Here is a 14507-nt window from a genome sequence, read left to right as displayed (position 1 = left end):
CGCCTGTGGGAGCGGGCTTGCCCGCGAAGAGGCCGGTACAGGGGAACTTAATGCTCGAATGCCACCGAGAACGAGGTATCGAACAGGCTCGCCGCCGGGTAGGCCTTGATCAGCCCCAACCCGGCAAAGAAGTCCACGGTCTTCTGCGCATCCACGATCACCTGCGGGTTCAGCGGTGCCAGATCGGTACGCGCCCTGGCAAACCAGGCACGGGCAATGTCAGCATCGGCACGGGTGCGCTTGGCCCACGCGTCGGCATAGGCCGCGGTATGGGCCGGGTCGCTCAGGGTCCAGTCGCGGGCTTTTTTCAGACGCTGTAGAAAATCACTGATCTGCGCCCGTTTGGCCTCCACCGCCTTGGCATTGGCCACCACGAAACTCTGTGCCGGGATCAACCCTTCAGCCGTGGCCAGCACCCGCGCCCCTTGGCGCTCCTGCTGGGTGACATAGGGCTCCCAGGTGGCAATCACATCGACCGAACCACCGTCCAGGGCATGAGAGGCGTCCAGCGCGCTGAGGTAACGCAGCTCCAGCGCATCACGTGGCACGGCGGCCTTGTCCAGCGCGCTGAACAGCAACTGTTGGCTCCACGAGCCCTTCCAGATCGCTGCACGTTTGCCGCGCAGGTCTTCGAGGCTGTGAATGTTCGAGTCCTTGCGCGCCAGGATGGCCACGCCATCCAGGTTCTGCCGGCTGACCGCAATCACCTTGATCGGCGCACCCAGAGCGCCCAGGAACAAAGGCGGCGCATCGCCCAGCAGGCCGATGTCCAGGCTGCCCACGTTCAGCGCCTCGGCAACTGGCGAGCCGGCCGTAAATTGCTTCCATTCCAGGGTGTATGGCAGGTCATCGAGCACGCCGGCTGCCTCCATCACGGCACGGGCATTGAAGCTCTGGTCGCCAACCACCAAGGTTTGTGCGGCAGCAGCCAGGCTGAGAGAGCTGGCCAGCACACCGGCGGCCAATTGCTTGAGGTATCGCACGTTCGTCTCCACGTACCGTAACGGGTACATCAGGCCGATCCGCGCGTGCGGTCTCGTGGGAATGGGAATGGCATATTCACTTTGAATATAACCAGAGGCCTGCTTATAAGTTATCGTTTAATAACAGCGCCGTGAAATTCGTTTTGGGCATAACCTAATGCTTTGACCGCTGCCTATTTCAAATCAGATCAGCCCATCTGTAAATGCATTATTTGCATATTAGCTTATTCTTATTTTTACTTTTGAGAATATTCTGCGCATTTGCTAGGGTTAAGCCAAACCGTCAGCCGAGCCTGAACCATGAGCCAACCCCTGCGCCTTGAGCGCCTACGCCATTTCATCGACGCGCTTTCACAACTGGTGGACCAGCAAGCCGACGAAGCCACCCTGCTCGACCATGGCCAAGGCCTGCTGCGTAGCCTGGTCGCCCATGACGACTGGCTGCCCGAGGCACTGGCGCAGCCAGACCCGGCCCGTTACCAGCAGTACCTGTTGCACTGCGATTCGCGCCAGCGCTTTTCCATCGTCAGCTTCGTCTGGGGGCCTGGCCAGCAGACGCCCATCCACGACCATCGGGTGTGGGGCCTGATCGGCATGCTGCGCGGCGCCGAATACTCGCAAGGCTTTGCCCGCAGCGAACACGGCGCATTACTGCCAGCAGGCGCGCCAGTGCGGTTGGACCCGGGCCAGGTAGAAGCCGTGTCGCCACGCATCGGCGATGTGCACCAGGTCAGCAACGCTTTCGACGACCGGGTATCGATCAGCATCCATGTGTATGGCGCCAACATCGGCGCCGTCAGCCGTGCGGTGTACCTGCCCGACGGCAGCGAAAAACCGTTCATTTCCGGCTATTCCAACAGCCTTCTGCCCAACATCTGGGACCTGTCCAAAGAGAACCCTGCCCAATGAGTACCGTTGCCGCCCGCTCCTACCAAGACATTCGCCGGGCCCTGTTGGCCCACGAAGAACTGGCGCTGATCGATGTGCGCGAGGAAGACCCGTTCGCCCAGGAGCACCCACTGTTTGCCGCCAACATCCCGTTGTCGAAGCTGGAACTTGAGATCTACGCCCGCGTACCCCGGCGTGATACCGCCATCACGGTGTATGACGACGGTGAAGGCCTGGCAGCCCAGGCCGCCGCCCGCCTGCTGGCGTTGGGCTACAGCGATGTCGCACTGCTTGAAGGCGGCCTGCAAGGCTGGCGCGCTGCCGGTGGCGAGCTGTTCCGTGACGTGAACGTGCCAAGCAAGTCCTTTGGTGAGCTGGTGGAAAGCGTGCGCCACACGCCGTCGCTGGCGGCTGAACAGGTACAAGCGCTGTTGGATGCCAAGGCCGATGTGGTGGTACTCGACGCCCGCCGCTTCGACGAATACCAGACCATGAGCATCCCGGGAGGCATCAGCGTGCCGGGTGCCGAGCTGGTGTTGCGGGTTGCCGAACTGGCGCCCAACCCCGCCACCCGCGTCATCGTCAACTGCGCCGGGCGCACCCGTAGCATCATCGGCACCCAATCGCTGGTGAACGCTGGCATACCCAATCCCGTGGCCGCCCTGCGCAACGGCACCATCGGCTGGACCCTGGCCGGGCAAACGCTGGCCCACGGCCAGGAACGCCGCTTTGCCGAGGTAAGCGACAACACCCGCACCGATGCCGCGCAACGCGCGCGCGGCGTGGCCGACCGCGCCGGCGTACTGCGCCTGGGGCAGGAAACGCTGGCCGCCTGGCAGGCCGACACCCGCCGTACCACGTACCTGTTCGACGTACGTACACCCGAGGAATATGCCCTTGGCCACCTGCCGGCCAGCCGCAGCGTGCCGGGTGGGCAACTGGTGCAGGAAACCGACCATGTCGCCAGCGTGCGCGGGGCACGCATCGTGCTGGTGGATGACGACGGCGTACGCGCCAACATGAGCGCTTCGTGGCTGGCCCAGATGGGCTGGCAGGTGGCGGTACTCGATGGCGTGTCGGCAGCGGACTTCAGCGAGACCGGCGAATGGCAGGCACCGCAACCGGCGCTGCCCGCAGTGACCGAGATCGGCGTAGCGCAACTGGATGATTGGCTGGGAGCACCAGGCACCGTGCTGCTGGACTTCACCAGCAGTGCCAACTACGTGAAGCGGCATATTCCCGGCGCTCACTGGGCGATCCGTGCGCAGTTACCGCAAGCGCTGGAACGCCTGCCGGTGGCCGAGCGCTATGTACTGACCTGCGGCAGCAGCCTGCTGGCGCGCTTTGCGGCGATAGACTTGCAGGCACTCACACAAACCCCGGTGTACGTACTGGATGGCGGCACCGCGCGCTGGATTGCGTCAGGCAAACCGTTGGAAAGTGGCGAAACCCGCTTGGCCGTAGCACGAACCGACCGTTATCGCCGGCCCTATGAAGGGACGGATAACCCGCGTGAAGCCATGCAGGGGTATCTGGATTGGGAGTTCGGGTTGATTGCCCAGCTGGAGCGGGATGGGACCCATGGGTTCAGCGTATTGAGCTGAAACCGCCGGGGCCGCAACGCGGCCCCAGGGTATTAGAGAGCGCTAAAACCCCGCAGCCAAGACCGCCATGCCCAAAATCGATGATTGATCCGCACATATCATTCAGCGTGATAATAACCTTCGCCCCGTTCGATTCGTGCCTCACGCGCAACACACTCACACTCCGCCCACTACTAATACATTGGCGGAGTTCTCCATGGAACAATCACTCAAACCCTTGCGCTTCCCCCTCGCTGCCCTGGCAGTGGTGGTGATCAGCGCTTGCGGTCGAACCCCCGACGCCGTGCAGGCTCCCGCCGCGCCAAAGGTCAGTGTGGCCAAGGTGATCGAGCAACCGATCAACGAATGGGACGAGTTCACCGGCCGCCTCGAAGCCCCGGAAACCGTCGAAATCCGCCCACGGGTTTCCGGCCAGATCGACCAGGTGGCCTTCACCGAAGGCGCCCAGGTCAAGAAAGGCGACCTGTTGTTCCAGATCGACCCGCGCCCGTTCCAGGCTGAAGTCCGCCGCCTCGAAGCCCAACTGCAACAGGCCAAGGCCACCGCCATTCGCAGCGCCAATGAAGCCCGCCGTGGCGAACGCCTGCGTGACAGCAACGCCATTTCCGCCGAGTTGGCCGAATCGCGCAGCAGCGCCGCTGCCGAAGCCCGTGCCGGGGTTGATGCAATCCAGGCCCAGCTCGACCTGGCGCGCCTGAACCTCAGCTTCACCCGTGTCACCGCGCCTATCAGCGGCCGCGTCAGCCGTGCCCAGTTCACCGCCGGCAACATCGTCAGTGCCGATGTCACCCCGCTGACCAGCGTGGTGTCCACCGACAAGGTCTACGCCTACTTCGACGCCGACGAGCGCGTGTACCTCAAGTACACCCAGCTGGCCCGCGAAGGCCAGCGTGGCCAGAGCACCCCGGTGTACCTGGGCCTGACCAGCGAAACCGGCAACCCGCACCTGGGCCAGATGAACTTTGTCGACAACCAGGTCAACCCGCGCACCGGCACCATCCGTGGCCGCGCCGTGTTCGACAACAGCGACGGCCAGTTCACCCCTGGCCTGTATGCACGCCTGAAGCTGGTGGGCAGCGCCCAGTACGACGCCGTACTGATCAACGACGAAGCCGTGGGCACCGACCTTGGCAAGAAGTTCGTGCTGGTCATGGACAAGGACAACAAGGCCGCCTACCGCGCCGTGGAGCTGGGGCCGAAGCTGGAAGGCCTGCGCATCGTGCGCAGCGGCCTGGGCAAGGATGACCGCATCGTGGTCAAGGGCCTGCAGCGTGTACGCCCTGGTTCGCCAGTCACCCCTATCGATACCCAGATGGCCAGCGAACAGACCCTCGCCGCCCTCGCCCAGCAGCGCCAGGCCCTGGAGGCCAGCAACCCGGCGCCGAAGGTGGCGGGCAACAACGTGAAAGTCGCCAGCGCCCAGGCGCCACGCGGTTAAGGGACCACACCGATGAACTTCTCGAAATTCTTCATTACCCGGCCGATCTTCGCCGCCGTGTTGTCGCTGGTACTGCTGATTGCGGGCTCGATCTCGCTGTTCCAGTTGCCGATCAGCGAATACCCCGAAGTAGTGCCGCCCACCGTGGTGGTGCGCGCCAACTTCCCCGGCGCCAACCCCAAGGTCATCGGCGAAACCGTCGCCGCGCCGCTGGAGCAGGCCATTACCGGTGTGGAGAACATGCTGTACATGTCCTCCCAGTCCACCGCTGACGGCAAGCTGACGCTGACCATTACCTTCGCCCTGGGCACCGACCTGGACAACGCCCAGGTGCAGGTGCAGAACCGCGTCACCCGGACCCAGCCCAAGCTGCCCGAGGAAGTGACGCGTATCGGTATCACCGTCGACAAGGCCTCGCCCGACCTGACCATGGTCGTGCACCTGACCTCGCCGGACAACCGCTACGACATGCTCTACCTGTCCAACTACGCGATCCTCAACATCAAGGACGAGCTGGCGCGCCTGGGCGGCGTGGGCGATGTGCAGCTGTTCGGCATGGGCGACTACTCGCTGCGCGTGTGGCTGGACCCGAACAAGACCGCTTCGCGCAACCTCACCGCCAGTGATGTAGTGGCCGCGATCCGCGAGCAGAACCGCCAGGTGGCTGCCGGCCAGCTGGGCGCCCCGCCCGCACCCGGTTCCACCAGTTTCCAGTTGTCGATCAACACCCAGGGCCGTCTGGTCAACGAGGAAGAGTTCGAAAACATCATCATCCGTGCCGGTGCCGATGGCGAAATCACCCGCCTGAAGGACATCGCTCGGGTCGAGCTGGGCTCCAGCCAGTACGCCTTGCGCTCGCTGCTGAACAACCAGCCGGCAGTGGCCATTCCGATATTCCAGCGCCCAGGCTCCAACGCCATCGAGATCTCCGACGAAGTGCGGGCGAAAATGGCCGAGCTGAAAAAGGACTTCCCGGAGGGGATGGACTACAGCATCGTCTATGACCCGACCATCTTCGTGCGCGGTTCCATCGAAGCGGTGGTACACACCCTGTTCGAGGCACTGGTACTGGTGGTGCTGGTGGTGATCCTGTTCCTGCAAACCTGGCGCGCCTCGATCATCCCGCTGCTGGCCGTGCCGGTCTCGTTGATCGGTACTTTTGCAGTGATGCACCTGTTCGGCTTCTCGCTCAACGCCTTGTCGTTGTTCGGCCTGGTGTTGGCTATCGGTATCGTGGTGGACGACGCCATCGTCGTGGTGGAAAACGTCGAGCGTAATATCGGGCTGGGCCTGAAACCGCTTGAGGCCACGCAAAAAGCCATGAGCGAAGTGACCGGGCCGATCATTGCCACGGCACTTGTGCTCTGCGCGGTGTTTGTGCCTGCTGCCTTCATCTCTGGCCTTACCGGGCAGTTCTACAAGCAGTTTGCGCTGACCATCGCCATTTCCACCGTCATCTCGGCATTCAACTCGCTGACCTTGTCGCCAGCGCTGGCTGCCGTGCTGTTGAAGGACCACCACGCGCCGAAGGACCGCTTCTCGCGCATCCTGGAAAAACTGCTGGGCAGCTGGCTGTTCGCCCCGTTCAACCGCTTCTTCGACCGTGCCTCCAACCGCTATGTCGGCGGCGTGCGCCGGGTCATCCGTTCCAGCGGCATCGCGCTGTTCGTGTACGCCGGCCTGATGGGCCTGACTTACCTGGGCTTCTCGTCCACCCCGACCGGTTTCGTGCCGGCTCAGGACAAGCAATACCTGGTGGCCTTCGCCCAGTTGCCTGATGCCGCCAGCCTCGACCGCACCGAGGCGGTGATCAAGCGCATGAGCGAAATCGCCCTGAAACAGCCGGGCGTTGCCGACTCGGTCGCCTTCCCCGGCCTGTCGATCAACGGGTTCACCAACAGCCCGAACAGCGGCATCGTGTTCACCCCGCTCAAGCCGTTTGATGAGCGCAAGGACCCGAGCCAGTCGGCGGCGGCCATCGCGGCAGCACTGAACGCCCAGTTTGCCGATATCCAGGACGCCTACATCGCCATCTTCCCACCACCGCCGGTACAGGGCCTGGGCACGATTGGTGGCTTCCGCCTGCAAATCGAAGACCGTGGCAACCTGGGTTACGAAGCGTTGTACAAGGAAACCCAGAACATCATCGCCAAGAGCCACAACGTGCCGGAGCTGGCAGGCCTGTTCACCAGCTATCAGGTCAACGTGCCACAGGTCGATGCCGCCATCGACCGGGAAAAGGCCAAGACCCATGGCGTGGCGATTACCGACATCTTCGACACCCTGCAGGTATACCTGGGCTCGCTGTACACCAACGACTTCAACCGCTTTGGCCGCACCTACCAGGTCAACGTCCAGGCCGAACAGCAGTTCCGTCTTGATGCCGAGCAGATCGGCCAGTTGAAGGTGCGCAACAACCTGGGGGAAATGATCCCGCTGGCGACATTCCTCAAGGTCAGCGACACCTCCGGGCCGGACCGCGTCATGCACTACAACGGCTTCATCACTGCCGAAATCAACGGCGCCGCCGCCCCGGGCTACAGCTCTGGCCAGGCCGAAGCCGCGATCGAGAAACTGCTGAAAGAGGAACTGCCCAACGGCATGACCTTCGAGTGGACCGACCTGACCTATCAGCAGATCCTCTCGGGCAATACTGCACTGCTGGTGTTCCCGCTGTGCGTACTGCTGGCGTTCCTGGTGCTTGCCGCCCAGTACGAAAGCTGGAGCCTGCCGCTGGCCGTGATCCTGATCGTGCCGATGACCCTGCTGTCGGCCATCACCGGCGTGATCGTGTCGGGTGGTGACAACAACATCTTCACCCAGATCGGCTTGATCGTACTGGTCGGCCTGGCGTGCAAGAACGCGATCCTGATCGTCGAGTTCGCCAAGGATGAGCAGGCCAAAGGCCTCGACCCGCTGGCTGCGGTACTGGAAGCCTGCCGCCTGCGTCTGCGGCCGATCCTGATGACCTCGATCGCCTTCATCATGGGGGTGGTACCACTGGTGTTCAGTTCCGGTGCCGGTTCGGAGATGCGCCATGCCATGGGTGTAGCGGTGTTCTCGGGGATGATCGGCGTGACCGTGTTCGGCCTGTTCCTGACCCCGGTGTTCTTCTTCCTGATCCGCCGTTTTGTCGAACGCCGCGAAGCCCGCAAGGCCGAACGCGTTCACGTGTTGGAGAACCACGCATGAACCTGCTCAAACCCCTGACCCCAAGCCTGCTGGCACTGGCCCTGGCGGCCTGTGCGGTAGGCCCGGACTACCAGGCCCCGGCCACCGAACCTGCACAGCTGAACAGCGACGTGCAGGCCAAGGCCTACGACCGTAGCCGCTTCGAAAGCCTGTGGTGGAAGCAGTTCGACGACCCGGTGCTGAACCAGCTGGTGCAGGCCTCGCTCGACGGCAACCGTGATTTGCGCGTGGCCTTCGCCCGTTTGAAATCGGCCCGCTCGATCCGTGAAGACGCCGAGAACGATCAGTTCCCGGTGGTTACCAGCCGCGCCAGCAGCGACATTGGCAAGGGTCAGATCCCTGGCCAGACCACGCAGCGGGTGAACAGCGAGCGCTACGACCTGGGCCTGGACATGGCCTGGGAGCTTGACCTGTTCGGCCGCATCCAGCGCCAGATCGAGGCAAGCGAGGCTCAGGAAGCGGTAGCCGCTGCCGACCTGCAGCAGTTGCAGGTCAGCCTGATCGCCGAACTGGTCGATGCTTACGGGCAGTTGCGCGGTGCACAGTTGCGCGAAAAAATCGCCCTGGCCAACCTGAAGACCCAGCAGGAATCGCGGACCATCACCGAAACCCTGCGCGATGCTGGCGTGGGTAACGACCTGGACGTGGTGCGTGCCGATGCACGCCTGGCCGGGGTCGAGGCCACCGTGCCGCAACTCCAGGCCGAACAGGCACGAGCCCGGCATCGCATCGCCACCCTGCTCGGCCAGCGCCCTGACGCGCTTAGCGTAGACCTGTCGCCCAAGGCCCTGCCGGCCATCGCCAAGGCGTTGCCGGTAGGCGACCCGGGTGAACTGCTGCGTCGCCGCCCGGATATCCGCAGCGCCGAACGTCAACTGGCGGCAGCCACTGCCAACGTGGGCGTGGCCACGGCAGACCTGTTCCCCCGCGTGAGCCTTAGCGGCTTCCTGGGCTTTACTGCCGCGCGCGGCTCGCAGATCGGTTCCTCGGCCGCCAATGCCTGGGCACTGGGCCCAAGCATTACCTGGGCGGCTTTCGACCTGGGCAGCGTGCGCGCCCGCCTGCGTGGCGCCAAGGCCGATGCCGAAGGGGCGCTGGCCAACTACGAGCAGCAGGTTTTGCTGGCCCTGGAAGAATCGGCCAACGCCTTCAGCGACTACGACAAGACCCAGCAGCGGCTGCTGTCGCTGATGCGCCAGAGTGACGCCAGCCGTAAGGCAGCGGAGCTGGCTTCTATTCGCTATCGCGAGGGTACGGTCGATTACCTGGTGCTGCTCGATGCCGAGCGCGAGCGGCTGAGCGCCGAAGATGCGCAGGCCCAGGGTGAGGTGGAGCTGTACCGCGGCATCGTCTCGATCTACAAGGCCCTGGGCGGCGGCTGGCAACCGGAGACCGTGGCCAGCGCACGCTGATACATCCGTTTCAACGACTCCTTTGGTTGGCTCCTCCCCCAACCGTTTGCCCCGCAGGCCCTGGTTTGCGGGGCTTTTTTATACCTCTGCGCCTTCAGCGCCGGCAAGGTTGCATTTACCCCCCGGCTGGCCCAAGCTCTGCCCTTCCCGCCGCCACGGACCGTCCGATGCCCAGACGCAACCGCTACCTGATCGCCCTGCTGCTGTTGATCCTGGTATCGGCCCTGTTCGGCTACCTGTGGCGTGACGATCAGCCTGCCCCACCGACCTTGCCTGCGCACAGCTATGTCAAGGCCCTGCGCCAGGCTCATGAAGGCCGACCCGGGGCGGCGCGCGTGCTGTACCAACAACTGCAACGTAGCGACCTGCCCCCTATCCGCCGCGCAGCCCTTTATGCCGAGCTGCCCAATTACCCCTCGCCGCAGGCCCTGAAACTCGCCCGCCAGGACCTGGAGCACGCAGACCCTCTGGTGCGCCGTGCAGCCATTGCGGGTATTCGCCGCCTGCTGCCGGCGGCGCAACGCAGCCTGGTGCTCGGCCCGCTGCTGGACGATGACGAGCAAAGCGTGCGCTTTGCTGCGGTAGATGCCCTATTGGGCCTCGACCCCGACGACATTGGCCTGTATTTCGGCCCGCTGCAGGCAGCGCTTGAGCAGTACCAGCAAGCCCTTGAACAACAACCTGATGACGCCGACGCCCAAGTGCATCTGGCGCGCCTGTACCTGCACGAAAACGACTACGCCCAGGCTGCCACAGCCCTGCAACGGGCGCTGGCGGTTGCACCCGGCAACCTCGACGCCTTGGCCACCCAGGTGCGCCTGCTGGAACGTCAAGGCCACCACGATGCCTCGCGCCAGGTACTGGGCAAGGCTTTGGCGCTAAGCCCTGACTCAGCCTTTTTGCAATACGAACTGGGGCTGTGGCTGAACCGCCACGAGCAGCAGGAATACGCCTTGCTGGCCTTGTCCCGCGCCGTCGAGCTCGACCCGGATAACGCCGACTATCGCTATACGCTGGCAGCCACCCTGCACGAACTGGAGCAAGTCGATGCCGCGCAGAAGCAGCTGGAAACCGTGCTCAACCGCCAGCCGGCGAACCGCCGCGTGCGGGTGCTGCTGATCCAGTACTGGAAAGAAACCGGGCAGTTGCAAAACGTGCAGGTCCTGCTGGCCGAACTGGAGCGCCAGAACCCGGACGACCCCATCCTGCAACAAGGCCTGTAGCCATCACCTGAAAATTGTTGAACCCTCAGCCAGTGGGCGAGGTCCAGTGGTTATCGGGCCACCCTAAAGGAGATTCGTTTTGGCCAATGCAGTGGCACTGGACGAACGTGCCTTGATCCTGGCACCCCCACCGTTGGCTGCGGACACCTCACGCCTGCTTGCCTCCGTCGGCATCAATTGCCTGTGCGCCGCCGACCTGGCCAACCTGCAAGCCTGCCTGAGCGAAGGCGCGGGCCTGGCGATCATTGCCGAGCAGGTGTTCGACCACGGCCCAAGCGCGCTGCTGCAAGCCTTTATCGACCAGCAACCGAACTGGTCGGACCTGCCTATCGTGCTGGTCACCCAAGCCTCACGGTCGAACATGGGTACCGGCAACCACCCGGTGGGTAACCTGCTGATGCTGGTCGCCCCCTTCGACAATGCCCAACTGCTGCACCTGACCCAGTCGGCCTTGCGCAACCGCCGCAGGCAGTACCTCGCTCGCGACCAGTTGCAGGCATTGCAACAGCGCTTGGACACCCAGGCCGAACAACAGGTACAGAGCGAATTCGATCGCTACCAGGCACGCAAGATGGACGCCATTGGCCAGTTGGCAGGCGGTATAGCCCACGACTTCAACAATCTGCTCACCAGCATTGGCGGCAGTTTTGAACTGATCGAGCGTCGCCTGCAACAGGGGCGCAACGATGGCCTGGACAAGGTCGTGGGCATGGGCCGCCAATCGGTGTCGCGTGCTGCCCGGCTTACCCACCGCCTGCTGGCGTTCTCCTCCCGGCAATCGTTGCACAGCCAACGGGTCGATTTGCATGACCTGTTGGAAGCAGACCGGCTAAGGCCCGGCCTGAGTGCAGCCGTAAAGCTGCAGGTGCAGGTCAACAAGGGTTTATGGCCAGTGGAGGCCGATGACCAGCAACTCAAAGAGGCCCTCGACAACTTGCTGCTCAATGCCTGCGAAGCCATGCCCAGTGGCGGCCAGCTGCGTGTCGAAGCCAGCAACCGCCATGTTGCCACCGGCCAGTTCGCCGACGTTGCCTTGAGTGCCGGTGACTACCTGTGCCTGAGTGTCATCGACAATGGCCAAGGCATGGCGCAAAGCACCTTGGAACACGCCTTCGAACCGTTCTTCAGCACCAAGCCGACTGGCCAGGGTATCGGCCTGGGCCTTTCGATGGTGTACGGTTTCAGCAAGCAGTCTCGCGGCCATGTCACGTTGCAAAGCCAGATCGGCCAAGGCACCCGGGTGGATCTGTACCTGCCGCGCCATGTCGGGCAGCCCCGCCAGGCAAATTCAGCGGAAGCGGTCATTCGAGATAACCGGGGGCATCACGTGCTGGTGGTCGAGGATGACCCGCATGTTCGCCAATTGCTTTGCCAGGCGCTGACCGAGGCGGGTTTCCCCTGTCGCAGCGCAGCCAACGCCAATGAGGCACTGAAGGTACTGCGCTCTGCACAACCGGTGGACTTGCTGGTAAGCGATATCGGCCTACCGGGCATGAACGGCCGGCAGCTGGCCGAAATTGCACGTAGCCTGCAACCGGACTTACCGGTGCTGTTCATTACCGGATACGCCGAAACCGCCATGGCCCGCGAGGGGTTTCTGGCCGCGGGCATGCACTTGATCTGCAAACCGTTCGAACTGGAAACGCTCTGCGCGCAGGTTGTACAGATTCTCGGCGAGCCCTGAGGCCAATTACGCGTCGAGCATGCGCAGCGCCTGATCGGCGAGCTCGGCCAACGAAAACGGCTTGTTCATCAATGCCGTGCCTGGCTGTTCAAGCAGCTGTGCTTCAATGGACTGATCTGCATAGCCCGTGATGAACAGGATCTTCTGCGTCGGCATCTGCATCCGCATGGCCTTGGCCACTTGCCGGCCACTGAAACCGCCCGGCAAACCGATATCGGTAATCACCAAGTCGAACGGGCCATCATGACGGAATCGCCCGAGCGCGGTATTGGCGTCGTTTACATCGACGACATCGAAACCGCGTTCGGTCAGGTACTCACGCATTACGGCACGCAAATTAAGCTCGTCATCCACCAACAACAGGCGTTGCCCGCGGGCCATGTGCTCCGCTGGCTTAACAGGTTTGCGCCCCTTCTCCACTGGCTCATGGCACCGAGGAAAAAGCATGGAGACCTTGGTACCCAGGTTTGGGGTGGATTCGACCCACACATACCCCCCCGATTGCCTGACAAAGCCATACACCATCGATAAACCTAGCCCGGAACCACGCCCGATGGGTTTGGTGGTGAAGAACGGCTCAAAAGCCCTGGCAATCACCTCGGTAGACATGCCATGGCCATCATCCTCGACATGCAAGGCAACGTAGTCGCCAGGCGGCAGGCCACTCTCATCCGGAAAACTGGCCGTTAACCGCTTATTGACGCTGCGGACCGTGACATTGCCGCGTTCCAGACAGGCTTCCCGGGCATTGGTGAACAGGTTGATCAAGGCATTTTCGAGTTGGTGGGCGTCAAGATTGACTGCCCACGGAGCCACATCCAGCTGCCAGTGCAAACGCACCTCTGCGCCCAGCGTCCTCAGCAGCAGCGGCTCGTTTTGCCGCAGGTGCCGATTGAATTCCAGCGGCTTGGGTGCCAGGGGTTGATTGCGAGAGAACGCCAGCAAGCGATGTGTCAGCTCCATGGCACGCAGCACCGAATCACGTGCCACCTCCACATAGGCGTCAACCCGCTCCAGGCGCCCTTCCTGAAGCCGACGCTGCAGCAGTTCGAGGCTGCCACCGATACCCGACAGCAGGTTGTTCATCTCATGACCCACGCCACCGGCCAGCTGACCAACAACCTCCATGCGTTCGCTGTTGCGCATCATCGCTTCAGACTGACGCGCAGCCTCCTCACGGTCCCCCGTGATATCCCGACCCACTGCGGTCAGCAGGCTGCCATTGTAGCGGGCACTCCAGCGAAACCAGTGGTAATGGCCATCAGCATGACGCAAGCGGGTCTCGATCTGCTCGGTGTTGCTGAATTGCAAGAAGCCGCAGACAGCTACCTGCACTTCGGCCCGGTCTGCAGGATGCACCAGTTCCAGTATCGACACATTGCGCACTTGCGCTTCAGTCCAGCCCAGAGTGCGGTACCAGGCGGGATTGGCGGCATGCATCTTGAGTTCTGGGGTAACGGTCATCATCGCGTCACGCGACAACTGCCAGAACTGCTCCCGCTCGGCCACCTGCTGCTCAATCTGCCGTTCAAAGCCTTGCGCCTGCTCGCGCCAATGGTGGTGCGCCTCAACACTTGCCGTGGTCTCGATTACCGTGTGCAGGAACCCCGCTACATTGCCAAACTCATCGTGCAAGGGGGCATAACCGAACGCGCACCACAGCGGCTCCGTGCCTTCGCCACAGGCGATACGCAAGGGCGGATCCTCGACAAAATTCGAGTGCCCTTCGAGTGCCTTGAACACCCAGGGCCCCACCTTTGGCCAGATATCATGCCATAGCCCATCGAACGCCTGGCCCAGCGCATCCGGCACCACGGCCCGCAGCACCCGGTAGCGATCGTTGTGCACCACACTCAGATCCGGCCCCCACACCACCGCGCAGGGGAATGGTGACAAATGCATCAAGTCGACGGCAATGCGTAACGGTGCCGACCAGCGCGGCAACGGCCCGAGCGACGTACGCCCCCAGTCGAACCGGGCAATCCGTTCACCCATCAAGTCTTGCGGCGTCAAAACGTGCGGCTGCATTCCGGCCTTCGGCACAGGCTCGCGCGGCGTACCATTTGCGACCAATCTAGTGACT

At 63.1% G+C, this 14507-nt stretch carries 9 protein-coding genes; 7 read left to right on the top strand and 2 right to left on the bottom strand.

Going from position 1 to position 14507, the window contains the following annotated elements; genetic code table 11:
* Positions 1–47: 47 nt before the first annotated feature.
* Positions 48–983, bottom strand: coding sequence for an ABC transporter substrate-binding protein (locus ACQKPZ_RS10365; RefSeq protein ID WP_391136849.1), 936 nt, complete (start codon positions 981–983; stop codon positions 48–50).
* A 300-nt stretch (positions 984–1283) separates the two neighbouring features.
* Between ACQKPZ_RS10365 and ACQKPZ_RS10360 the strand changes: the two genes are divergently transcribed.
* The 7 genes from ACQKPZ_RS10360 to ACQKPZ_RS10330 all read left to right on the top strand — a co-directional run bounded on the left by ACQKPZ_RS10360 (position 1284) and on the right by ACQKPZ_RS10330 (position 12424).
* On the top strand, positions 1284–1892 hold the full coding sequence (locus tag ACQKPZ_RS10360; protein WP_427537469.1) for a cysteine dioxygenase: 609 nt from the start codon (positions 1284–1286) through the stop codon (positions 1890–1892).
* Positions 1889–3475, top strand: coding sequence for a rhodanese-related sulfurtransferase (locus ACQKPZ_RS10355; RefSeq protein ID WP_427537466.1), 1587 nt, complete (start codon positions 1889–1891; stop codon positions 3473–3475). Before ACQKPZ_RS10360 ends, ACQKPZ_RS10355 begins: the two co-directional genes overlap by 4 nt.
* A gap of 196 nt (positions 3476–3671) precedes the next feature.
* The gene (gene mexE, locus ACQKPZ_RS10350) at positions 3672–4913 is read left to right on the top strand and encodes a multidrug efflux RND transporter periplasmic adaptor subunit MexE (RefSeq protein WP_391136858.1); all 1242 of its coding nucleotides are present in this window, start codon (positions 3672–3674) and stop codon (positions 4911–4913) included.
* Between the two features lie 12 nt (positions 4914–4925).
* Positions 4926–8105 carry an efflux RND transporter permease subunit gene (locus ACQKPZ_RS10345; RefSeq protein WP_427537463.1) on the top strand — a complete coding sequence of 1060 codons (3180 nt, stop codon included), beginning with the start codon at positions 4926–4928 and terminating at the stop codon, positions 8103–8105.
* Positions 8102–9517 carry an efflux transporter outer membrane subunit gene (locus tag ACQKPZ_RS10340; RefSeq protein WP_427537460.1) on the top strand — a complete coding sequence of 472 codons (1416 nt, stop codon included), beginning with the start codon at positions 8102–8104 and terminating at the stop codon, positions 9515–9517. Before ACQKPZ_RS10345 ends, ACQKPZ_RS10340 begins: the two co-directional genes overlap by 4 nt.
* 167 nt (positions 9518–9684) lie before the next feature.
* Positions 9685–10740, top strand: a complete 1056-nt coding sequence (locus tag ACQKPZ_RS10335; protein WP_427537457.1) for a tetratricopeptide repeat protein — start codon at positions 9685–9687, stop codon at positions 10738–10740.
* 79 nt (positions 10741–10819) lie between these two features.
* Entirely contained in the window at positions 10820–12424 is a 1605-nt protein-coding gene (locus tag ACQKPZ_RS10330) for a response regulator (protein WP_427537454.1), read from the top strand.
* A gap of 6 nt (positions 12425–12430) precedes the next feature.
* Here the strand turns inward: ACQKPZ_RS10330 and ACQKPZ_RS10325 are convergent, their stop codons facing one another.
* Complete coding sequence (locus ACQKPZ_RS10325; RefSeq protein ID WP_427537451.1) at positions 12431–14497, bottom strand: ATP-binding protein; 2067 nt, start codon at positions 14495–14497, stop codon at positions 12431–12433.
* Between the last annotated feature and the right edge of the window lie 10 nt (positions 14498–14507).

This window comes from Pseudomonas sp. NPDC089547, from assembly GCF_050280665.1.
Classification (GTDB): Bacteria; Pseudomonadota; Gammaproteobacteria; order Pseudomonadales; family Pseudomonadaceae; genus Aquipseudomonas.
This window is presented reverse-complemented; position numbering and strand designations above follow the sequence as displayed.

Coding starts and splice junctions, on each gene's coding strand:
- ACQKPZ_RS10360 (WP_427537469.1), top strand. CDS start 1,284: ATGAGCCAACCCCTGCGCCTTGAGCGCCTACGCCATTTCATCGACGCG.
- ACQKPZ_RS10355 (WP_427537466.1), top strand. CDS start 1,889: ATGAGTACCGTTGCCGCCCGCTCCTACCAAGACATTCGCCGGGCCCTG.
- mexE (WP_391136858.1), top strand. CDS start 3,672: ATGGAACAATCACTCAAACCCTTGCGCTTCCCCCTCGCTGCCCTGGCA.
- ACQKPZ_RS10345 (WP_427537463.1), top strand. CDS start 4,926: ATGAACTTCTCGAAATTCTTCATTACCCGGCCGATCTTCGCCGCCGTG.
- ACQKPZ_RS10340 (WP_427537460.1), top strand. CDS start 8,102: ATGAACCTGCTCAAACCCCTGACCCCAAGCCTGCTGGCACTGGCCCTG.
- ACQKPZ_RS10335 (WP_427537457.1), top strand. CDS start 9,685: ATGCCCAGACGCAACCGCTACCTGATCGCCCTGCTGCTGTTGATCCTG.